This is a genomic window from Pseudomonas sp. FBCC-B1667 (genome assembly GCF_059133255.1).
The window spans coordinates 1,010,921-1,032,552 of sequence record NZ_CP101437.1; the positions used below are offsets into that span (position 1 = coordinate 1,010,921).

Sequence of the window (21,632 nt, forward strand, 5' to 3'; positions counted from 1 at the left end):
CGCGAGCAGGCCCGTGCAGTCACACCCGGTGAGTCTGCCGAAACTCGCCCGGTGGCATCCCGCGCCGACTCTTGAACGTACGGTGAAACGAGCGCGGTTCGGTGAAACCCAGGTACTGGGCGATGTCCTGAATCGGCAGCGTGCTGTTGAGCAGGTAATGCTCGGCCAGTTCCTGGCGCAGGTCGTCGAGGATTTGCTGGTACGACGTGCCGGCCTGATGCAACTGGCGTTGCAGCGTACGCACCGACACGGCGAGATGCTCGGCCACTTGCTCTTTGCGCGGCAGGCCTTCCTTGAGCAACTGGCGCAGGATGTTTTTGACCCGCTGTTCCAGCGACGCGTCCTCCAGTGTCGCCATCAACCCCATGGCATGTTCTTCCAGAGTGCGCAGCAATTGCGCATCGGCCTGGCGCAACGGCAATTGCAAATACGGCAACGGCACAATCAGCGCCGAATAAGGCTGGTCGAACAGCACCGGACAGTCAAAGAACTGCTCGTATTGCGCCAGCGTCGTCCCGGCCGGGCGTGCATGCTCCAGCCACACGGCGGCCGGCGACATCTGCTTGTCGGCGATCCAGCGTGCGTATTGCAGCCAGGAACCGAGTACGTTTTCCACCAGATGCCTGCGAATGCGCGGGCGTTGATAGCGGCAGGTCCAGATCAGGTGCACGTGGCTCTCCTGCACCTCGGCGCGGCTGACGCCCATGTCGCCCACCAGTTTCTCGAACGGCATGATGCGGCTCATGGCATCGCCCAGGGTCGCGCAGTTCATGGTGATGTAGCCCAGCACGCTCCAGGAGTTGGGCAACACAAAATGCGCGGCGTTGAGCCCGAACAACGGATCGCCCGAGTGTTCGCAGAAATAATCGAGCAAGCGTTCATGGGCTTCACCCGGCAACCGCAGGCTGTTGTCGCTCAACTGCGGCGTCTGCAATCCGGCGGCCGCCAACGCAGGCTCGATGGCCATGCCCAGCTGTTCGGCATGACGCAGGTATTTGAGCAGCGGCGGAACGGAAGTGAAGCCCAGGGATTGCATGATCGTATTCCTTTGATCAAGGCCCGCGTGCGCGGATGAATGCCCTGAAAGGTAATTTGAAACCACGGCTAAAGTAAATGGCTGACGTCTGCGCGACGTTTGACTCAATTGGCTACTCGAACTGGCCGGATGCGACCGTGACACTTTCGGGCAGCTGACTAGTATGGGGACCTGAAATATCACCCATAAGAACTGCAAAAGGACACACGCATGCGACGCTGGAACGGCTGGGGAGATGCAAGCACGGTGGTCGAACTGCCGGCCCAGGGCGCGAGTTTTCTCGCCCAGCGGCTGGGTGACAGTCGAGCGTTGCCCGATGCCACGCTGGAGACGGCATTGGCCCGCGTGCCGGCCTCGCGGTTGCAGGAACATGTCTTATATAGCGTGCACTCGCACGATCGTTTGCTGCATGCCCGGGGCCAGAGCCTGCCGGACTGGCTGGCGTTGCGGGAAGGCGCGCTGGGCAATTATCCCGACGCCGTGGCTTTTCCCGAGAGCGCCGATCAGATCCGCCAGTTGCTGGCGCTCGCGCATGAACAGGACGTGTGCCTGATTCCTTATGGCGGTGGCACTTCGGTGGCCGGGCACATCAATCCACCGGATTCCACGCGGCCCGTGGTGACGGTGTCTCTGGCCCGGATGAATCGCCTGCTGGACCTCGACGAACACAGCCTGCTGGCGACCTTCGGCCCCGGTGCGACAGGGCCGCAGGTGGAAAGTCAGTTGCGCGCCCGGGGTTATACGCTGGGTCATTTTCCGCAGTCCTGGGAGCTGTCGACCCTTGGTGGTTGGGTTGCCAGCCGTTCCAGTGGCCAGCAATCGTTGCGCTACGGGCGCATCGAGCAACTGTTCGCCGGCGGGACTCTGGAAACGTTTGCCGGGCCGTTGGAAATTCCCACGTTCCCGGCCTCGGCCGCCGGCCCCGATCTGCGCGAAGTGGTGTTGGGTTGCGAGGGCCGATTCGGGATTATTTCCGAGGTCAAGGTTCGGGTCAGCGCATTGCCCGCCGATGAACGTTTCTATGGCGTGTTCCTGCCCAGTTGGACCAAGGCACTGCAAGCCATCCGCCAGTTGGCCCAGGCGAGGGTGCCGCTGTCGATGCTGCGCTTGTCCAACGCGGTGGAAACCGAAACCCAATTGGCGCTCGCCGGTCACCCGCAGCAGATCGCCTGGCTGGAAAAATACCTGTCGCTGCGTGGCGCCGGTGAGGGCAAATGCCTGCTGACATTCGGCGTGACCGGCAATCGTCGGCAAAATGCGCTGTCCCTGAGCCAGGCCCGGCAGCACCTCAAGTCGTTCGGCGGGGTATTTACCGGCACCTTGCTCGGCAAGAAGTGGGCGCAGAACCGCTTTCGTTTCCCTTACCTGCGCGAAAACCTGTGGAACGCCGGTTATGTGGTGGACACCCTGGAAACGGCCACCGACTGGAGCAACGTCGACAACCTGCTGACCCTGATCGAAAACAGCCTGCGCGATGCCCTGGCGGCTGAAGGTGAGCGGGTGCATGTCTTCACTCACCTGTCCCATGTCTATGGCGAAGGGTCGAGCATCTACACCACTTATGTGTTTCGCCCGGCAGCGGATTACCCCGCGACGCTGGCGCGCTGGCAGGCACTGAAGCAGGCGGCCAGCCAGACCATCGTCGACAACCACGGCACCATCAGTCACCAGCATGGCGTGGGCAAGGACCACGCGCCGTATCTGCTGCGCGAGAAGGGCGCGCTGGCGATGGACACCCTGCAGGCGCTGAGCCGGCATTTTGATCCGGCCGGGCGATTGAACCCCGGCACGCTGTTGCCGGAGTGACGACCTTGAACCCGAACTGGAACGCCGCGTGGCGCCAGCAAGTGCTGCCGACGCTGGCGGATGAAACCTGGGACCTGATCGTCATCGGCGGCGGCATCAGCGGCGCCGGCATCCTGCGCGAGGCCGCACGGCGTGGCTGGCGTTGCCTGCTGCTGGAGCAGCGCGATTTCGCCTGGGGCACCTCCAGTCGATCCTCGAAAATGGTCCATGGCGGCTTGCGTTACATCGCCAAGGGCCAGTGGCGCCTGACCCGCGATTCCGTCCGCGAACGCCAGCGCCTGCTCGACGAAGCGCCGGGGCTGGTGGAACCGATGAGCTTCATGATGCCGCATTACCGTGGCGGCTTCCCCGGGCCGCGAGTACTGGGTGGCTTGTTATCGGTCTATGACGCCTTGGCTGGACGGCGTAGCCATCGCTTCCATGACGCGCAACAACTGCGTTATCTGGCGCCGGGGGTGAAGGAGCATGAGCTGCTGGGCGGCACCTGTTTTGTCGATGCGCTGACCGATGACGCGCGTCTGGTGATGCGCGTATTGGGCGAGGCCCGGGCCGATGGCGCCGTGGTCTTGAACGGGGTGCGCGTGCAGCAATTACTGCGTGAAGAGGGACGGGTGTGCGGGGTTCAGATCGAGGACTGCGAAGGTGGCGCATCACTGCAATTGCGTTGCCGTGTGTTAGCCGTGGCCACGGGCGCCTGGGCCGAGCGCTTGCGCCTGCCCGATGCACCGCGTCAGTTGCGCCCGTTGCGTGGCAGCCATTTGTTGCTGCCGGGCTGGCGCCTGCCGGTGGCGCAGGCCTTCACTTTTCTGCACGAGCGCGACCGTCGCCCGGTGTTCGTTTTCCCTTGGGAGGGCGCCACCGTGGTCGGCACCACGGACCTCGATCATCACGGCGATCTGGACCAGAGCGCGAGCATCAGCGCTGATGAACTCGACTATCTGCTGGCGGCCTGCAAACAGCAGTTTCCCGGGTCGCAAGTCATTGCTGACGATGTACTGTCGACCTGGTCGGGAGTACGCCCGGTGGTGGGCAGCGCGGCGGGTGAACATCAAGGCAAACCGTCGAATGAAACCCGCGAGCATGTGCTGTGGCAGGAGCCGGGTTGCGTGACCCTGGCCGGTGGCAAACTGACCACTTTTCGCCCGCAGGCCCTCGAAGTGCTCAAGGCTTGCGCGATCATGCTCGACCGACCCTTCAGTGACGACGCCGCGCCGGTGTTTGCCGTCGTGCCGCCGCTGGCGATCCCGGGGCTCAGCGGCAACCCGTGGCGGCGCCTGGCCGGGCGACATGGCCGTGACCTGCCGAGGCTGGCGACACTGATCGCGCAACTGGGCCATGACAGCGTGGGCGCCACGGACACCTTGTGGGCGGAACTGGCGTTTGCCTGTGAGGCGGAAATGGTGCTGCACCTGGACGACTTGCTGCTGCGTCGAACCCGCCTCGGCCTGTTGCTGCCGCGCGGTGGCGAGGAATACTTGGCCGCCATCCGCCGACTCTGCCAGCCACGACTCGGCTGGGACGACGCACGTTGGCAGCAGGAGCAGCAGCGCTATCAGGCGTTATGGCAACGCCACCACGGTCTGCCGGATGCCGCGCATTGATGCCCATTGAAGAGAGCTCCATGGATAACCACCCGAACAAGCGTTACCTGCTGGCCATCGACAATGGCACCCAGAGCGTGCGTGCGCTGCTCTTCGACCTGCAGGGTCATTTGCTGGGCAAAGGCAAGGTCGAATTGCAGGCCTATTACTCGACACAACCTGGCTGGGCCGAGCAGGACCCGGAGTATTACTGGGCGAAACTGGGCGAGGCCTGCCAGCAGGTGTGGCAGCAAACCGGAATCGATCGTTCGCAGATTGCCGGCGTTTCCCTGACCACCCAGCGCGGCACCGTGATCAATGTCGATGCCCAAGGCAAGCCGCTACGCCCGGCGATCCTGTGGCTCGATCAACGTCAGGCCGACGTCGAAGGCCGGATCAAGGGGCCGTGGGGCTGGCTGTTCAAGCTGGTCGGCGCGCAAGCCACCGTGGATTACTTTCGCGCCCAGGCCGAGGCTAACTGGATCGCCCGCCATCAGCCTGACGTCTGGGCGGCGACCGACAAATTTTTGCTGCTCTCGGGGTTTCTCACGCATCGCTTGTGCGGGCGCTTCGTCGATTCCGTCGGCTGTTGCGTCGGTTACCTGCCGTTCGATTTCAAACGTCTGAAATGGGCCGCGCCCAGCGACTGGAAATGGCAAGCGCTAAAGGTGCGTCCCGAGCAATTGCCAAGTTTGCTGAAACCCGGTGAAACCCTGGGGTACATCAGCGCCGAGGCCAGCCGTCATACCGGCATTCCCGAGGGGCTGCCGCTGATCGCCGCGGGTGCTGACAAAGCCTGCGAAGTCGTCGGTTCCGGCGTCGTCGACGCGGACACGGTGTGCCTGTCCTACGGCACCACGGCGACGATTACCAGTACCCGATCGCGCTATCTTGAAATCGTCCCGTTGATTCCGCCTTATCCCTCGGCAGTGCCGGATCAATACAACTGCGAGGTGATGATTTATCGCGGCTACTGGATGGTCAGCTGGTTCAAGAACGAGTTCGGCCTGCGGGAAATGCAGCAGGCCAAAGCGCTGGGGGTGGAACCTGAGCAACTCTTCGATGCGCTGGTCGACGCGGTGCCGCCGGGGTCCATGGGGCTGATGCTGCAACCCTACTGGTCGCCGGGTATCCGTGAGCCGGGAGTGGAAGCCAAGGGCGCGATGATCGGGTTCGGTGACGTGCATACCCGCGCGCACATTTACCGGGCGATCCTCGAGGGGCTGGCGTATGCCTTGCGTCAGGGCATGGAGAAGATCGAGAAACGTTCGAAAATCTCCGTCAAGCGGTTGCGCGTTGCCGGTGGCGGTTCCCAGAGTGATGCGGCGATGCAGCTCACAGCGAACATTTTTGGGCTGCCGGCTGAGCGTCCGCATGTTTATGAGGCGTCCGGTCTGGGCGCGGCGATTTGCTGTGCGGTGGGGCTGGGTTTGTACGCGGATTTTCCCATGGCGATGGCGGCGATGACTCGAGTGGGTGCCGTGTTCATGCCGCAACCCGAGGCGCAGCAGACCTATGAGCGACTGTACAAAGAGGTCTACCTGCGCATGTATCGGCAGCTCAAGCCGTTGTACCAAAGCATTCGCAACATCACCGGTTACCCCGCTTAGCAGACCACCTCAAACCCCCTGTGGGAGCGAGCTTGCTCGCGATAGCGGTGGGTCGGTCACCATTGATGTTGAATGTGCTGCCGCTATCGCGAGCAAGCTCGCTCCCACAATGATCTCCTGTGGTTTTTGCACCGCGCATGTGGCGCTATCGGAGAACTTTTCTGGTGAGATTGGACAGTGTCAGGGGCGGGGTCGGTTGTTAGGCTCAATCCCCACTGCACAGCCAATAAGAACCAATAGCAATGAAGCTGACATTCCTCCTGTTGCTGCTTTGTGGAACGGCACCGATGGCGTGGGGCTGGTCCAACCATACGGTCGGCAGCTACCTGGCGTTGCAGGATCTGCCGCCCTTGCGCGATGCCCCGCAGGTCAAGGTCGAACCGCTGGAGCAGTTTCTCACGCAACAGTACGAAGCCGTGTCGGCGCTGCTGGACGAACAGGAACGCTTCGCTCGCGAGCACTTCGCCCACTACCCGCCGCGTCCCGATAACCTGAAATTGCCAGCCGTGCCTGGGGACACTCTGCGCCATGATTTCCTCACCGCGCTGAGGATCAATCCGCAGATTCATCTGGCGATGGTTATCCAGCCGATGCCGGGCAAGGACCTGCCCGAGCGAGAACACGTGAAGGCCGAGCAGGTCATGGTTGAGCAGACCCTGTCGCCATGGAATCGCCAGCGTTTCATCCACCTGACTGACGGCGAAGAAGTCGCGCCCCTGGCCGTGTTGGCCAGCGCCGCCGATGAGCCTGATTACGGCCACGACATCAATCTGTTCAGCGACAACCCAGGCGAGGTGGGCGCGTTATACGGTTTCGGCCCGCAGCCTTTCGGCGATGCGCGGTTTCAGTACAGTTCCCAGGCGCCGTTCCACATGGGGTTCTTCCATGAAAGTGCGGTGGTGTATGCCGCAGCCGGATTTCTTCAGCGCAGTTGGCCGGACTGGCGCGCCTACCAATACATGGGGTTGGCGCGACTGGCGTTTGCCAGCGGCCATCCTTACTGGGGCTATCGGTTTCTCGGTTGGGGCCTGCACCACGCTCAGGACCTGACCCAGCCTTATCACGCCAAGCCACTGCCCGGCGTCGAACTGGCAGACCTTCTACTGCTGGAGGGCAAGGCGCTGGCCGGCTTCGATGCCGACAAGCATGCAGCCATTGAACGGGTCGCCACCCGGCACATGGAAGTGGAGAAATATCAGTCGACCTGGCTGCGTCGCCTGCTGCGTACCGGCCAGGCGCATCCAATGCTCGACGCCTATGTCGACTCTGCACGAGACGCCAGTTACCCACCGTACTCGGTCGACTATCTGCGCGACGTGGTGAGCGCCGAGTCCGCCGATGAATCCGCAGCGTTTGATGAAGCCATCGGGCAGTGGCTGGACACGGCCCCGATCACCCGCGATTTCAGCGCCGGTAACCAGGTGCAGCGCGAAGACTTCGACCATCCGGCACTTAACCAACAGCTGTTCAGACTGCTGGGGCATTTCGGCGCGCACAGCCGGAGTTATGTCAGCGCGGGAATGACGCCATAGCCATCGCGGCAACGTGGCCACCCACACAGAACACATAAAAAAAATAAAACCAGGGAAGAGGAACACACCATGAGAACCCGATTTCGCCTGTCTGGCGCGGCGCTCCCCGGCGTCGGCCTGGCAGGGCTGCTGCAACTGTGCGCGGTCGACGGCGTGCAGGCCGAGGCGTTCAGTGTGCTGGACAATCAGGTCACCGGCTCGTTCGACAGCACCTTGTCCTATGGCCGCTTGTGGCGGGTTCAGGGCCGGGACAAAAACAACGACGACATCAACACCAACGATGGCAATCGCAACTTCGACACCGGGCTGGTTTCCGAGGTGTACAAGATCACCTCGGAGCTGGAGGCCAACTATCAAAACTACGGGATGTTCATGCGCGGCACCGCGTTCTATGACACTCAGTTGATGGACAAGCGCAACGATTACTACCGCAACAACAACCCCTCGCAACCGAGCCAGAGCTACCCCCAGGACGATCACTTCACCAGCCAGACCCGCGATATCGCCGGCAGCCGGGTAGAGATGCTCGACGCTTACCTCTATGGCAATTGGGACGTCGCGCAGATGCCGGTCACGGCCCGTATCGGCCGCCAGGTGTTCAACTGGGGCGAAGGGATTTTCTACCGTGGCGGGATCAACACCACCAACCCGGTGGACGCCGCCAAGTACCGCTTGCCCGGCGCCGAAGTCAAGGAAGTGCTGGTGCCGGTGGAAGCGCTCAGCTTCAACATCGGCCTGACCGACACCCTGACCATGGAAAGCTTTTACCAGACCAATTGGAAGGAAACCCGGATCGACCCGGTCGGTACGTACTACTCGCAATCGGACCTGTTCGCCGACGGCGGCAACACCGGTTACAACAACTTTACCGACACCGCGCTGGACACGCCGGTACCGGGCTTCGGCAACGTGATCGGCCTGTACAGTGCGCTGGGCAACAACCCGTTGCTCAACCAGACATTGAGCACCACTGGCCTTTATGCCAACGGGGTTACCCCGACCTTCGGCAATATCGTCAAGGTCGCTTCGGTCGGCAAGGATTACAACGCGCGCAACGATGGCCAGTTCGGTTTCGCCTTTCGCTACATCGCCGAACAACTCAACAGCACCGAGTTCGGCTTGTACATGGTCAACTACCACGCCAAGGAACCGACCGTTTCCGCTGATTTGGGGGGGTATAAAGGCATCGACATGAATGCCCTGACCAACCTGTTGACCGGCGTCGCCGGCAGTCAGGCGGCGCAACTGGCCAACGGCCTGGCGACCGTGGATGTGATGGGCAATATCCAGGCGCATCGCCGTTACGCCGAAGACATCCGCATGTACGGCTTCAGTTTCAACACCACCCTGGGCCAGGCGTCGGTGTTTGGTGAAGTGGCCTATCGGCCGAACCTGCCCATCGGTGTCGCCGCCACCAACGACCTGATCGGCGACCTGGCCAACGGCGCTGCCGCAGTGGCTGGCGGCCAGACCATCAACATCGGCGGGCAACAAGTCTCGCTATCCAGCCAAATCAACAACGCTGAGCGGGTGGAAGCGTTCAACACATCCCTTGGCACCATTTACAACTTTGGTCCGGGGCTGTCGTTCGACTCGATGTTTGGCGTGTTCGAACTGGCGTCCGAGCACCTGCGTGGCAGCAGTCTGCAATACACCGCTTATGACGGCAGTACCCGTTACTACGCGGGCACCGGTAACTATTCCTATGTGTCTGGCGGCGATCGCGCCGACCAGGTCAACCGTAACTCCTACAGCTACACCGCGATGTTGAACGGCACCTGGAACGACGTGTATGCCGGGGTCAATGTTTCGCCTTATGTCGTCTACAAGGACGACTTCGAGGGCAACAGCTATCAGGCGGGCAACACCATCGAAGGCCGCAAGGCCTACACCCTGGGGATCAAGGCCAATTACCAGAACAAGCTGGAGGCCGAGTTGCAATACACCGAGTTCTACGGCGGCGGGCAGGACAACGGCTTGCGTGACCGCGACAACGTCGGCTTCAACCTCAAGTACTTCCTTTAAACGCCATACACAAAACCCCTGTGGGAGCGAGCTTGCTCGCGATGAGGGCGACACATCCAACATCAATGCCGCCTGACACACCGCCATCGCGAGCAAGCTCGCTCCCACAGGGGATCTGCTGTGTTCTGCAGACCTGCTGAATTTTTTCGGAGAACGATCATGTTTCACACGTCACGACTGACCAAAACCACACTGGCGCTAATCCTGAGCCTGGCCGCCGGCAGCACGCTGGCCGCCATCTCGCCCCAGCAAGCCGAGCAATTGAAAACCACGCTGACGCCGCTGGGCGCCGAGCGTGCCGCCAATGCAGCCGGAACCATTCCGGCCTGGGCCGGCGGCATCACCCAGGCGCCGGCCGGCTACAAACCCGGTCAACACCACCCGGACCCATACGCGGCGGACAAACCGCTGTTCACCATCACCAAGGCCAACCTTGATCAGTACAAGGCCCACCTCAGTCCGGGTCAGGTCGCTCTGTTCAACAGCTACCCCGACACCTTCCAGATGCCGATCTATCCCTCTCGCCGGTCGGGCTCGGCGCCGCAGTGGCTGTATGACAACACCTTCAAAAATGCGACTTCGGCCAAGCTGCTCGAGGGCGGCAGCGGGTTTTCCGATGCCTATGGCGGTGTGCCGTTCCCGGTGCCCAAGGACGGGATCGAGGTGCTGTGGAACCACATCACCCGCTATCGCGGCATCTATGTGGTGCGGCGTGCTTCCGAAGCGCCGGTACAGCGCAACGGCAGCTTCGCGCTGGTGACCTCGCAGCAGGAAGGGCTCTTCAACTATTACCGTCCGGGCGGGCAGTTCGCCGACCTGAAAAACATCTTGTTTTACTACCTGGCGTTCGTGAAAAGCCCGGCCCGGCTGGCCGGTGGTGCGGCGTTGATTCACGAGACCCTGGACCAGCTCAAGGACCCGCGTCAGGCCTGGGTCTACGACGCCGGCCAACGCCGTGTGCGCCGCGCGCCGAACCTGGCGTATGACACGCCGATCGCTTCATCCGATGGCCTGCGCACCGCGGACGACACCGACTTGTTCAACGGCTCGCCGGACCGCTACAACTGGACGCTCAAAGGCAAGCAAGAGGTCTACATCCCGTACAACAACTACAAAGTCGGCAGCCCTGACGTGAAGTACGCGCAGTTGCTCACACCGGGTCACCTCAACCCGCAATTCACCCGTTATGAGCTGCACCGGGTCTGGGTGGTCGAAGGCACGCTCAAGCCGGGCTCGCGGCATATTTATTCCAAGCGTGTGCTGTTTCTCGACGAGGACAGTTGGGGCGCCGCACTGGTGGATCAATATGACGGGCGCGGGGAGTTGTGGCGGGTGTCGATGGCCTACCTGAAAAACTTCTACGACCTGCCCACCACCTGGAGTGCGCTGGACGTTTTCCATGACTTGCAGGCGCGTCGTTACTACGTGCAGAACCTGGACAACGAAGAACCGGCCACCGTGGACTTCGCCCAACCGGTGCCGGAAGACGCCTATTTCATGCCGTCGGCATTGCGTCAGCGCGGGACGCGGTGAGGGGAGCAAACTGCGCAAAAGTGGCGAGGGCAGCGCTCTTGTCACAACGCCCATCACTCGGTCGGCACAATCTTACCCAACACTCGAATAATGAAGAGTCACGGTAGCCTCATTGCTTCAACTGCCGTTAAATCGGAGGGCATGTGGCAAGTTTGAGCATCAATAACATTGATCGTCAGCTCTATGAAAACTGCGAGTAACGGCAGATATCAGAGGTCTTTCGATTGAAGATCTCGCGTGTCGGATTTTGAGCAAAGCACTGGAGCAGAACAAATGCACTGACGGCTTGGGGACTCGAATCCACAAGCGGTTCAGCGTCGATGGTGGAGTAGAACTGGATCTGCCCTCTCGATGAAGTGGGCCGCCAGTTTCTCGATTCAACACATCATCTTTAGTTGTCACTCAGACCGCATTCGCGAGCAAGCCCGCTCCCACATTTGATCGTGGCACGACGCCGATTAAATGTGGGAGCGGGCTTGCTCGCGAATGGTTCTTTCATTCACCGCAAAGTGAACATCAAACGCGGAAGTGGCTGACCATCTGCTGCAGTTGCCCACCCAACCGCGCCAGCTCAACGCTCGACGCGGCGGTTTCATCGCTGGCGGCGGCGGTTTGTTCGGACACGTCGCGCACGTTGATGATGCTGCGGCTGATCTCTTCGGCCACGGCGCTTTGTTGTTCGGCGGCGGCGGCGATTTGCTGGTTCATCGACTGGATGTTGGACACCGTGCGGGTGATGTTTTCCAGGGATACGCCTGCCTTGCGGGTCAACGCGACGCTGCTGTCGGTCAGGGTGCGGCTGTTGTTCATGACCGTCGACACTTGTTGCGTGCCATTTTGCAGAGCGGCCACCAGGCCTTCGATTTCTTCAGTGGATTTCTGCGTGCGCTGGGCCAAGCCCCGCACTTCATCGGCCACTACCGCGAAACCACGACCGGCTTCACCGGCACGCGCGGCTTCAATCGCGGCGTTGAGCGCCAGCAGGTTAGTCTGCTCGGCGACGGCCTTGATCACGTCCATCACACTGCCGATCTTGTCGCTTTCCTGTTGCAGCACGCTCATGGCTTCGGTGGAACGCACCACTTCGCTGGCCAGACGCTCGATCTGGGCGATGGCTTCGTTGACCACTTTGTCGCCTTCCCGGGCTTCACCGTCTGCCGCGGCGGCGGCTTGCGACGCTTCTTCGGCGTTGCGCGCGACTTCCTGCACCGTGGCGGTCATCTCGTGCATGGCGGTAGCGACCTGATCGGTCTCGATCTTCTGGCTGTTCACCCCAGCGCTGGTTTGTTCGGTCACGGCTGACAGTTCTTCGGCGGCGCTGGCAATTTGTGTGACGCCGTCGCGGATGCCGCTGATCAGGTCGCGCAGGGTCACGCCCATGCGCGAGATGCCTTGTTGCAATACACCAAGTTCATCACGGCGCGTGACGTTGACGTCTTGGGACAAGTCGCCGCTGGCGATGCGTTCAACCACGGCCAGGGTGTCGCGAATCGGACCGGTGATTTGACGGGTGATGATCACGGCGGCAATCACGCCGACCAGCAATGCGAGCAAGGTGCTGATCAATTGCAGGGTTTGGGCTTGGGCGCTTTCGGCGTCGCGGCGGTCGAGCTGGATCTGATACAGCTGATCGCTCAGGGTCACAATGGCGGCACCCTGGTCGGTCATTTCCTTGCGCGCCTGCACGGCTTCGGTGTTGGCCGCTTTATACGACTGCAAGGCGCTGCGGTAGTTGACTAATGCGGCTTCCAGCTGACGCAAGGCGTCTTGCTGAGTCTCGGCGAACTGTGCGTTCAGTGGTTTCAGGCTGGCAATCGCGGCGTCAAGTTGGCCGACAGCTTTTTGCTCGGTCTCGGCGTTGGTGGTGGCGGTATAGCCGCGCACTTCGTAGCGGGCCAGGATGAACGCTTCCTTGGCGGCGGTAATTGCCTGGAATTGTTCGAAGCGTTGCTCGCTCAGCGGCATTTGCCGCACGCGGCTGCTGATAGCTTCGATCAGCGAACTGGCGGTATCAGCATTGGCGCCCATGGTGTCGCGGGCGCTGTTGGCGGTGCGGTAGGCGCTGCGCATTTTGTTCAGCGAGGTCTGGTACGCCGAAATGACGGTGCCTTGCTCTTTGAGCAGCTTGAGGTTTTCCGGGCTTTTGAATTTCGACAGCAACGCTTGCTGCTGGGCCGAGAAGGCGTCGAGGGTGGTCTGCACGTTCTGCGCCGCGGTTTCGTCGCCGTTGGTCAGCATGTATTGCAGGCGAACCACGCGCAGCTTGGTCAGGCCGGCGTTGAGTTGGGTGATGTCGCTCATCCAGTTGCTGCGGTCAATCAGGCTGCCCAGGCTTGTCCAGCCGGTCAGGGCCAGGACGCAGGTCAACGCCAGGACCAGGCCGAATCCCAGGCCCAGTTTCATGTTCACGCTGATATTGCCGAACCAGCTATTCATCAATTCCTCCAGGAACGTTGTGCTTCTTGATCGTCGGTTGGCTGGAAGATTGTTGTTTTTGGGAGCCAGCAAGGTAGGTAGCAGGTCTGTATCGGCCGCATCCGCGAGAGCTGAAAGGATTTAGTGGGGCATAACCTGTAACAAGTCTTTGCGTGGTTTTAAGCTTTTTTTCACATGCGTTTCACTCGCTGCCGACGCCTGCCTCTTTAGGCTCATCGGATTTAATGAGCGCGGTACGTGCCGGCGAGGCGGCTTGATGTGGAATTGAGACTGAATCTACTCGGGATAAAACGCTCGATCGATTTGAACCGCTTTGCCCGCTATCGCAATGCGGCAGTGGTACTGGCGTCGGCGCTGCTGGTGATTCCGTTGACGGTCTGGCTGTTGCAGCCCGCCGCGGTGCCGGACCTGGCCCATGGCAATGTGGCGGGTGCCAAGGCACTGACGGACGGCTGGGCCAAGGGCGACCTGATCGTGCTGGTGCGCCATGTCGAACGCTGCGATCACTCTTCGGCCCCTTGCCTGGCGGGCGATGATGGCATCACCGAGCGTTCACGCAGCGCTGCGGTCAGTGTCGGCGAGCAGTTTCAGCGCCTTGGGATGAGCAAGGTGGACGTTTACAACAGCCCGATCCTGCGTACTGTGCAGACTGCCAATTTCATGTTCAGTAAGGCAGCCGTCGGTGAAGACTGGCTAATCAGTTGCAAGGGCACTATGTTGCGTGATGCCCTGGCGCACAAAGTGGCGGGCCGCAACCTTGTGCTGGTGACCCACAGCGAGTGCATGTCGCAACTTGAAAAAGACCTCAAATTGCCGGCCTCGAGCCTGGGGTACGGCGCCTCATTGTTTATCTCCGCTCCAACACCGCAAACGACACACATGTTGGGTTTCATTGAAGCCTCCGACTGGCACACGGTAACCACCGAATGACTTTTTTTCTGGATCAGGACACACAATGCTGAATTTTTCCCGCCACCGCTTTTACTGGGTGAACTTTGGTATTGCGCTAGCCTGCGCGGCCGTGGTTTTCCTGATGTTCGACATGACCAAAATCGACATCTGGTTCAGCAATCTTCTTTTTGACCCGGTCACCCAGACCTTCCCGCTCGACAAGGTTCACTTCTTCGAGAAGCTCACGCACAAGTGGGCGCGGATCATTCCCAACTGGACCGCTGAAATTGCCTTGATCGGCATGTTGCTTTCGTTTTTATGGCCATTGGTCAACCCGCAAAAGCGTCCACGTATCGGTCAATTCCTGGAGCGGATCAAGGCCGCTCCGGTGCTGCGGTTTACCGCCGACCATCGCCGTGACTTTATCTTTGTGGTGGTGGCGTTTGCCGTGTGCACCGGCGTGATCCATTTCCTCAAGGCACACACCAGCGTGTACTGTCCGATTGAAACGACCCTCTACGGTGGCAAGATTGCCCACATGGAGTGGTACAACAACTTCCAGCTGTTTCGCGAAGCCGGCGACGGTCGCTGCTGGCCAGGTGGCCATGCGTCGGGTGGTTTCACCATGCTCGCGCTGTACTTCGTTGCCCGCCGTTACCAGTGGCGCTTTTCCAAAGCGGTGTTGTGGTTCTCCCTGGTGCTGGGTTTCGTCTACGGCACCACGCGGGTACTGCAAGGCTGGCACTACATGTCCCACACCTTCTGGGCCGGGATCTTCGTCTGGCTGGCGTGCTTGCTGACAGCCCTGGCGTTTTATGGTCGGGCCAGACTGGATGTGCCCGTGCTGCAAAAGACCGGGCGCTCCAGTGTTGATGTGTTTACAGGTTCACAAAGTAGTAAGCCTGTCGGCCCACCATCATTGTCTTGAGCACTTTCAACGGCGCGGTCGGTTCGGTATCACCGGACATGACCGCGACGTTGGACGCGGATGCCGCGAGAAACTCGTGCAGTTGCGCGTCAGTGTCCAGGCCTTTGAGCAGGCGCTGGTTGTAGAACACACTGGCGCCGCCCACCCGCTCATTGGCCTGGAACAGGGCAACTTGTTGTCCGTTGGCTTGCATCGTTTGAATCTGCGTGGTCAATGGCACAAAGGACAAGGTGCGATCCGCCAGCGGCATCACCCATTGTGCGGCAGCCAGGTAGCCGCCAATCACCACGGCAAACACGCCGATTACCCCACCCCGTCGATACCGTGCGATACGACCCAACAGGGTTGCAGCGGTTTCATGGCCCTTCAATTTTGCGTACAGCACGCTCGCGTATTCCGCTGCAATGACTGCCGCGGCGGGTGTCATCGACATCAGGTACACCGTGCGTTTACTCGAAGCCAGCGTCAGCATGGCGAACTGTGCCAGCAGCCATAGCGTGAAAAACAGCAAGTAACGATTGGCCAGCAAGCTTTTGCGGAAGTGCCAAAGCCCCAGGTACACCAGAATATTCCACGGCAAAAACGCTTGTGGCAGCTTGGCCAGGTAGTAGTAAAACGGTTCGTAATGCCCGGCCTCGACGAACGAGCCGCTGAAGCGCCCGACACTGTTGGTCAACAGCACATCCGTCACGGCTTGCACACCGCTTTGCTGATAGAGCAGGGTGAGCCAGATCAGCAGCGGTACCAGTCCCAGCAACGTCAACAGCCCGGGGCGCAGCCAGGCAGCAAGGTTCAGGCGCTTGTCGATCAACGTATCAGCCAACAGGTACGCGAAGATCACCACCCCCGGCATCGCCAGGCCCAGCACGCCTTTGCTCAAGGTGGCGATGGCAATCCCTGAAGCAAACAGCATCGCGTTGCCGAGCGTCGACTTTCGTTGCCCCTGAAAGAATGCGAGCAACGCCATGCTCACGCCCAACGCCAGCAAGGCGTCTTCACCAACGCCCCGCACGTTGCTCCAGTAACTGGCCATGGTGGCGAGCAGGATGCCCGCTGTCCACGCGAGTTCTTTGGGGCGGCCGAACCGTCGTAGCATCGCGTACAAAACCATCACGCTGAACAATCCGGCGAAAGCCGACGCCAGTCGCACAGCCCACGGTGTGCCGCCGAACGCGCGGATCGCCGCGGCATCGAGCCACAAACTTAATGGAGGTTTTTCAAGAAATGGTTCGCCAAACAAACGGGGCGTCACCCAATCGTTATCCAGGTGCATTTCCATGGCGATCCCGGCCACCCGAGCCTCGGTGGAACCTTGCAGTTGGTAATTACCCAGCGCGAAGAAGAACAACAAAGCGGCAAGCAGAAACAGTGAAGCGGCGGGGCGGGACATGGACGTCGATGACCGGACAGGGGAACTGAGAGGCCGATCATAGGAAATGAGAGCTGAACGTAATGTGAACGGCGCGTAGTAATCGAGTAATAGAAAACCCAACCCAATAGAGCCGCTTTTTTTCAGGCAAAAAAAGCCCGCGGGAGGGCGGGCAAACCGTAGTTTCTTGAATGAGCGAGGGCAATGTACCGATTGTTGAGGCGCAAGGGGGTGAAGAAAAGTTCATGTAGATGAACGCCCGTGCGCCATTGCGTCTACGGTAAATGATCCGCCGCAAAGTCCGCCTCTGAACGCGCCCGCAACAGGCCCTTGCGGCAGGCTTGCTGGAATCGTTCATAGTCGCGGTTATTCTGGTCGGTGTAGCTTTTCGCGTACTTGACCAGCGCTTCCGCCAGCGCATCGCTCTTGCCGATGTAGCCGCTGATCTGCGAGGCGTGCCCGGAAGATTTGGCATGCGCGCGGGCGAGGGCACGACCACACAAGCGTCCGTAGGCCGCAAAGGCTTCGGCATCGAAGTTTTCCAGCTCCGCTGAAATCTTCATGTCGCGCAGCTGGCGCACATAAAAGTGTCGACCGCTGGGGCCGGTGGCCCAGCCAAGGAACAGGTCACTGGCCGACTGCATCAAGCGCTGACCATTGACCACGCGCTGCCCCTCATGCCGGACACGTGATTTGACCTTCACGTAATCAGCGAGCACCGAACGCCGCGCTTCCTTGAATTGCAGGAACAACGGGAACTCCTGTTCATCCGTCAGCAACGCCACCAGACAACGGGTGCCGACACTGCCCACACCCACCACTTTGAAGGCCATGTCGTGAACGTGAAACCGGGACAGCAGTTCACGGCGATCAGCTTGTAGCGTGGCTCGGTAGTCATTCATGAACGTTTTGTACAAAGGACGCCAGTCCGAGAGGCGCAGCCAGTCATCGTCGGCATCCAGCAGCGTGGTGTCTTTGTGCAGGTGAAAGATTTCCGGCAGGTCATCGCGAATTACCAAATGCCCTTTCGCGTCACGCTCGCTGATCTTTGGCAGCAGTTCAGCATGCGTCCGCCGTTCGGCCTTTTCGATGGCGCGCTCTACATGCTCCAGCGTGCTTTTGCTCGCCTGCTTGAGCAAATCATCGTAGGTGATGGATTCGTACCAGTTTTCCAGTGAGCTTTGTTGGGCGCACTCGAGCATGGTGTCCTGATAGGAACTGACGACCTGGAGGCAGACGTCTTCTTCTACTGTCTCACCGTGGCGCAGGTCGCGAGCCGCCACCATGAAACTCGCCACCAGACGCTTCAGGTCCCATTCCCACGGGCCGGGGTGGACCTCGTCGAAATCATTCACACTGAACAACAGATTGCGCTCGGGCGTGGCGAAACCGCCGAAATTCATCAGGTGGCAGTCGCCGCAGATCGTTGAGGCCAAGCCCATGTCGGGTGTGGTGGCCAGGTCGTGAGCCTGCAGCAAGGCGTTGCCCCGATAGAAGGTGAACGGCGACACGAGCATGCGGCCATACCGTAACTCGACCAGCGACTTGATCCGGCCTTCGCTGGATCTTTTGATCAACGGGATGGGGTCACGGGTCACTTTTCCCATGGACGCTTGAGCACTTCGCGAGCAGTTTTTGCGAGCAGCCTTGCCTTGCTTCAAACGGTTGTCGAGGGTGGTCATGGGGGCTCTTTTTGGGGGCGGTGTCATGGGGTGGAGTCGAGATGAGTGTAGAAGGGGTTTGCAGGCTCATCCGAAGTGATTGAGCAGCGACTAATCTGTCCTTCATGCCTTTGTTCCCTCTCGCAACCCGGCAACAAGGAGGATTGTGCTCTCACTGCTGATATCGCTGCTGCTGGCCTTTCTCATCGGCTGGGTGTCCCAGCGCATGGGCATGTGCCTGGTCAATGCCACAGGGCTGTTACTCAGGCGTCGACCGACCTTGTTTGTGTCTTTGATCACCTGCGGTTTGTTCGGCCTGTTACTGGCGCCGCTCTATGCCTTGTTTGGTGTCAGTCAGCCGCTATTCATTCCTGAAGTCGGCTACCTGTCACTGGTTGGCGGCGGACTGTTGTTTGGTCTCGCCTCGGTACTCAATGACGGTTGCAGCGTCGGCACGCTCACCAAACTCGCGAGCGGCAACCTGAACAAAGCGTTCACCATTTTTGGCTGGGTGCTGGGGATCGTCCTCTGGTATCACCTGAACATGCTCGCCGAGCACAAAATCCTGCAAATGCCGACCATCACCAGCCGCCACTACTGGCTGACCTTGGGGCTTGTCCTGCTGGTGTTGCTGTTGCTGATCCGCGTTCACGGTGACAAACACCTGGTCCTGTCCAGCATGCTGCTGGGCGCCCTGACCAGCGGCCTCTACACCTTCGAACCGCTGTGGACCCCGAGCGTATTCATCTACAACGTTTCGCAAATGTTCTGGGATTCGGGGAATAGCTCCCTGACCGGTCGGCGAGTGGCGGTATTTGTCGTGCTGTTGCTGGGAATGCTCAGTTACACGCTGCATCGCCGGACCTTCCTTTACCAGCGGTTTGATGTGATGACCGCGGGCAAGCATTTGCTGGCGGGTGTGCTGATGGGGATTGGCGCGTCGATGATGCTTGGGGGGAATGATTCGCAGATATTGTTGGTGTTTCCAACGATGACGTGGGTGGGGGCGGTGCCGTTAGGGGCGATTGTATTGGGGATATTGGTGGGGGTTGGGATGAGGCGGATTAGGGGTTGAATTTGATAAGTCAGCAATTCGGGTTCGCTTGAATGTTGTGTATACGGTACGTTGGCCCACCAATGTTACGGTAACGGCACATGGATTATTCACTGACCATTTCCCGTCTGGGTACGCAAATACGCCAAAACGTATCAATCGTGGCCTGACGCAAGTCCAACTCGCCAAACTCGCGGGGCTGACACGGCAAAAAGTCATCGCGGTAGAAAAGGGCACTCTTACCGTTGGGATGATCGCTTTTGCGCGAGTTTTAGCTGCGCTGGATAGTGAGCTATCGGTCATTCCGGCGGTGATGCCGACACTTGAAGAGCTAGAGGGGCTTTTCGATTGAAAATGCCTTCTCTCAGAGAATGGCGAACGTTAAAACGTTATCCAGTAAGAAATTCAAGCAGCATTCCTTTGCTCAAAGTGCACCGCCGCTTCAACGGCTGCCGTAGGGAATTCATAGAGCAGCGCTACGCGTTTGGTGTCGTTGCCCTCTGTCTGATAAGCGCTAAAAATTGTCGCCGTATCAATTCCGGCAGTTGTGAGAACGGGTTTGCCGAAGTTCCGCGAAGGGTCCAGAACGATGGCTTTGCTACGCTTGACGGGATACCAACGCTGAGCGGCCTCTGATTGCGTGTAGTCAATGCCCTCATATAGAGAAGGCTTGATGACTTGCTCAAAAGCGTATTGGCGCTTTATCAAATCCAGAAGGGATTCATCTCCTGTTTCACTCAACACGGTGGCAAAAATACTTCGGCCGTCGGTTTGAAAGCGTTTGCAGGTAAATGGATAGGCTTGGTCAAACAACTCTTTTGCTTGCTGTGAGGCACTGCGCATGGCCTGCAGGCTGATTCCGTGCTGACGGAAGGCATGGACGAAGCGAATTTCCAGGAGGTCATGAAAGCCTAGAACGGGCCCATCCAAGTCAGCCAGTTCTGAGTTCCAGATCCCCGGATACTGAACACCCTGCGCGGTATATCCGAATAGCCATCGGCGAATATCGGCAACTGGAATCCCTGTGTAAAGCGAGGCTTCAGCCGGTGTGTATAAGCCAATACCGACAAGACGGCTAGGCAGTTTGATGGTTTGCAAATGCGGCCTCCCTGTCATCAGGTTATTTGGCGAGGTGATTCCGGTGGGAAGGGTGATCCCAAGCTCAGCTCCGAGTCGTTAAAGTTTGAGGGATGTTTCCGAGGAGTCTGTCCTTTAATTTGTTATCAGGAAGGCCAAGAGTTGGAACCAAAAAAGCACCTGCGATGTTCTCGTCAGGTGCTTATTGATGGGCTAGGGCCACTTCTTTACATCGTCAAAACCTGCGTTTGCAATCGCCGGCCTACGACATCGAGCAAATCACAACCATCGCGTAGCGACGTCACTAAAACCCGCGCTAGTTCACTGTGAATACCCTCGCCAAACGCGATGCTCTCCAGTAATTGAGTCGCGGTGCGGATACGGTACGCCGCGGTTTCGTGCAGCACGTCCAGCGGTGCTTCGGTGTCGATCAGCAACGACGCGATGGTGCAGTCGATGCCGGTGATAGGCATGTATCTATCCATGACAAAACCCTCCATTTGGTAAAAGAACGCGACTAAGCAGTGGTGACTGCAGACGGAACCTCAGGAAGCCCGTCACGTGGATCAAGGTTGTCCAACGCGCGATTGACCAACAGCTCCGCCAGTACGCTCAACTGTTGAATGGCCAGTGCCACGTTCCGACGCGAGCCTTCGAGTTCACAGGCCAGGTCGGTGGTCATGACGTTGAGCGAAGCGAGGGTTTCGCAAGCGTGAGCGAGCAGGGTGGGTGTGTCGATGTCGGGGAGGAGGGTGAAGACGTGGCTGATGGGGTCGGGGTGTTGTGGGTTGCGCAGGCGAGAACTGACGGTGCGTTCGGTGGCTTCTGAGAGCGCCGACAAATCGGTAGTTTCTGTTGCCGGGGCCGGTGGATTGGGGCTGTGTTTTTTCATGGTCTATCTCTGGTTTATTCAAGGAGCCGCCACGCCCCTGCTGTCAAACAGGGAAGGGTGGCAGCCGTACGCGGGTTGACAGACCGGCAAACCAGAAACCGGTGCATCCGAAGATGCCCCACGCACAACCGCCATGAAAAAAATGCACACGCGTAAGCATGCCGTTTTATCAGGAAGAGTGAAAGTTACTGGTTTTCAGCCT

At 59.7% G+C, this 21,632-nt stretch carries 16 protein-coding genes and 2 pseudogenes; 10 read left to right on the forward strand and 8 right to left on the reverse strand.

The window, feature by feature from the left end:
- Positions 1 to 19: 19 nt before the first annotated feature.
- On the reverse strand, positions 20 to 1,036 hold the full coding sequence (gene gliR, locus NL116_RS04420) for an AraC family transcriptional regulator GliR (RefSeq protein ID WP_494376169.1): 1,017 nt from the start codon (positions 1,034 to 1,036) through the stop codon (positions 20 to 22).
- Positions 1,037 to 1,246: 210 nt separating this feature from the next.
- Here gliR and NL116_RS04425 point away from each other — a divergent pair, with 210 nt between their 5' ends.
- From NL116_RS04425 to NL116_RS04450, 6 genes are all read left to right on the forward strand, one after another.
- Positions 1,247 to 2,842 carry an FAD-binding oxidoreductase gene (locus NL116_RS04425; RefSeq protein WP_494376170.1) on the forward strand — a complete coding sequence of 532 codons (1,596 nt, stop codon included), beginning with the start codon at positions 1,247 to 1,249 and terminating at the stop codon, positions 2,840 to 2,842.
- 5 nt (positions 2,843 to 2,847) lie between these two features.
- Positions 2,848 to 4,443, forward strand: coding sequence for a glycerol-3-phosphate dehydrogenase/oxidase (locus tag NL116_RS04430; RefSeq protein ID WP_494376171.1), 1,596 nt, complete (start codon positions 2,848 to 2,850; stop codon positions 4,441 to 4,443).
- A gap of 20 nt (positions 4,444 to 4,463) precedes the next feature.
- Positions 4,464 to 6,032 carry an FGGY-family carbohydrate kinase gene (locus tag NL116_RS04435; RefSeq protein WP_494376172.1) on the forward strand — a complete coding sequence of 523 codons (1,569 nt, stop codon included), beginning with the start codon at positions 4,464 to 4,466 and terminating at the stop codon, positions 6,030 to 6,032.
- A gap of 242 nt (positions 6,033 to 6,274) precedes the next feature.
- Entirely contained in the window at positions 6,275 to 7,564 is a 1,290-nt protein-coding gene (locus tag NL116_RS04440; RefSeq protein WP_494376173.1) for a phospholipase, read from the forward strand.
- A gap of 69 nt (positions 7,565 to 7,633) precedes the next feature.
- Entirely contained in the window at positions 7,634 to 9,589 is a 1,956-nt protein-coding gene (locus NL116_RS04445) for a DUF1302 domain-containing protein (RefSeq protein WP_494376174.1), read from the forward strand.
- Between the two features lie 159 nt (positions 9,590 to 9,748).
- The gene (locus NL116_RS04450) at positions 9,749 to 11,122 is read left to right on the forward strand and encodes a DUF1329 domain-containing protein (protein WP_494376175.1); all 1,374 of its coding nucleotides are present in this window, start codon (positions 9,749 to 9,751) and stop codon (positions 11,120 to 11,122) included.
- Positions 11,123 to 11,638: 516 nt separating this feature from the next.
- Here the strand turns inward: NL116_RS04450 and NL116_RS04455 are convergent.
- On the reverse strand, positions 11,639 to 12,502 hold the full coding sequence (locus NL116_RS04455; protein ID WP_494378000.1) for a methyl-accepting chemotaxis protein: 864 nt from the start codon (positions 12,500 to 12,502) through the stop codon (positions 11,639 to 11,641).
- A 42-nt stretch (positions 12,503 to 12,544) separates the two neighbouring features.
- Positions 12,545 to 13,558, reverse strand: a pseudogene (locus tag NL116_RS04460) (methyl-accepting chemotaxis protein); the annotation flags it as partial.
- A 258-nt stretch (positions 13,559 to 13,816) separates the two neighbouring features.
- Between NL116_RS04460 and pmrG the strand changes: the two are divergent.
- Together pmrG and NL116_RS04470 are read left to right on the forward strand one after the other, a co-directional pair.
- Positions 13,817 to 14,488 (forward strand): lipopolysaccharide core heptose(II)-phosphate phosphatase PmrG, encoded by a 672-nt coding sequence (pmrG, locus tag NL116_RS04465; protein ID WP_494376176.1) that lies wholly within the window; start codon positions 13,817 to 13,819, stop codon positions 14,486 to 14,488.
- 25 nt (positions 14,489 to 14,513) lie between these two features.
- Complete coding sequence (locus tag NL116_RS04470; protein WP_494376177.1) at positions 14,514 to 15,377, forward strand: phosphatase PAP2 family protein; 864 nt, start codon at positions 14,514 to 14,516, stop codon at positions 15,375 to 15,377.
- Here NL116_RS04470 and NL116_RS04475 read toward each other — a convergent pair.
- Positions 15,328 to 16,767, reverse strand: coding sequence for an ArnT family glycosyltransferase (locus tag NL116_RS04475; protein WP_494376178.1), 1,440 nt, complete (start codon positions 16,765 to 16,767; stop codon positions 15,328 to 15,330). The genes NL116_RS04470 and NL116_RS04475 overlap by 50 nt on opposite strands.
- 254 nt (positions 16,768 to 17,021) lie before the next feature.
- Entirely contained in the window at positions 17,022 to 18,428 is a 1,407-nt protein-coding gene (locus NL116_RS04480) for a DUF2252 domain-containing protein (RefSeq protein ID WP_494376179.1), read from the reverse strand.
- Between the two features lie 145 nt (positions 18,429 to 18,573).
- Here NL116_RS04480 and NL116_RS04485 point away from each other — a divergent pair, with 145 nt between their 5' ends.
- Positions 18,574 to 19,482: a YeeE/YedE thiosulfate transporter family protein gene (locus tag NL116_RS04485; protein ID WP_494376180.1), complete on the forward strand. Its 909-nt coding sequence runs from the start codon at positions 18,574 to 18,576 to the stop codon at positions 19,480 to 19,482.
- Between the two features lie 80 nt (positions 19,483 to 19,562).
- Positions 19,563 to 19,813, forward strand: a pseudogene (locus NL116_RS04490) (helix-turn-helix domain-containing protein).
- Positions 19,814 to 19,866: 53 nt separating this feature from the next.
- On the opposite strand, the gene NL116_RS04495 reads toward NL116_RS04490, so the two are convergent.
- The 3 genes from NL116_RS04495 to NL116_RS04505 form a co-directional block, all read right to left on the reverse strand.
- On the reverse strand, positions 19,867 to 20,559 hold the full coding sequence (locus tag NL116_RS04495; protein WP_494376181.1) for a DUF433 domain-containing protein: 693 nt from the start codon (positions 20,557 to 20,559) through the stop codon (positions 19,867 to 19,869).
- Between the two features lie 206 nt (positions 20,560 to 20,765).
- Positions 20,766 to 21,023, reverse strand: coding sequence for a hypothetical protein (locus NL116_RS04500; protein ID WP_494376182.1), 258 nt, complete (start codon positions 21,021 to 21,023; stop codon positions 20,766 to 20,768).
- A 32-nt stretch (positions 21,024 to 21,055) separates the two neighbouring features.
- Complete coding sequence (locus NL116_RS04505) at positions 21,056 to 21,430, reverse strand: DUF6124 family protein (protein ID WP_494376183.1); 375 nt, start codon at positions 21,428 to 21,430, stop codon at positions 21,056 to 21,058.
- Positions 21,431 to 21,632: the final 202 nt, after the last annotated feature.

What these genes read in the sequence shown, in the direction of transcription:
- NL116_RS04500 (WP_494376182.1), bottom strand. Translation starts at nt 21,023, where the DNA reads ATGGATAGATACATGCCTATCACCGGCATCGACTGCACCATCGCGTCG.
- NL116_RS04480 (WP_494376179.1), bottom strand. Translation starts at nt 18,428, where the DNA reads ATGACCACCCTCGACAACCGTTTGAAGCAAGGCAAGGCTGCTCGCAAA.
- NL116_RS04445 (WP_494376174.1), top strand. Translation starts at nt 7,634, where the DNA reads ATGAGAACCCGATTTCGCCTGTCTGGCGCGGCGCTCCCCGGCGTCGGC.
- NL116_RS04455 (WP_494378000.1), bottom strand. Translation starts at nt 12,502, where the DNA reads ATGGGCGTGACCCTGCGCGACCTGATCAGCGGCATCCGCGACGGCGTC.
- NL116_RS04470 (WP_494376177.1), top strand. Translation starts at nt 14,514, where the DNA reads ATGCTGAATTTTTCCCGCCACCGCTTTTACTGGGTGAACTTTGGTATT.
- NL116_RS04425 (WP_494376170.1), top strand. Translation starts at nt 1,247, where the DNA reads ATGCGACGCTGGAACGGCTGGGGAGATGCAAGCACGGTGGTCGAACTG.
- NL116_RS04440 (WP_494376173.1), top strand. Translation starts at nt 6,275, where the DNA reads ATGAAGCTGACATTCCTCCTGTTGCTGCTTTGTGGAACGGCACCGATG.
- NL116_RS04475 (WP_494376178.1), bottom strand. Translation starts at nt 16,767, where the DNA reads ATGTCCCGCCCCGCCGCTTCACTGTTTCTGCTTGCCGCTTTGTTGTTC.
- NL116_RS04435 (WP_494376172.1), top strand. Translation starts at nt 4,464, where the DNA reads ATGGATAACCACCCGAACAAGCGTTACCTGCTGGCCATCGACAATGGC.
- NL116_RS04450 (WP_494376175.1), top strand. Translation starts at nt 9,749, where the DNA reads ATGTTTCACACGTCACGACTGACCAAAACCACACTGGCGCTAATCCTG.
- gliR (WP_494376169.1), bottom strand. Translation starts at nt 1,036, where the DNA reads ATGCAATCCCTGGGCTTCACTTCCGTTCCGCCGCTGCTCAAATACCTG.
- NL116_RS04505 (WP_494376183.1), bottom strand. Translation starts at nt 21,430, where the DNA reads ATGAAAAAACACAGCCCCAATCCACCGGCCCCGGCAACAGAAACTACC.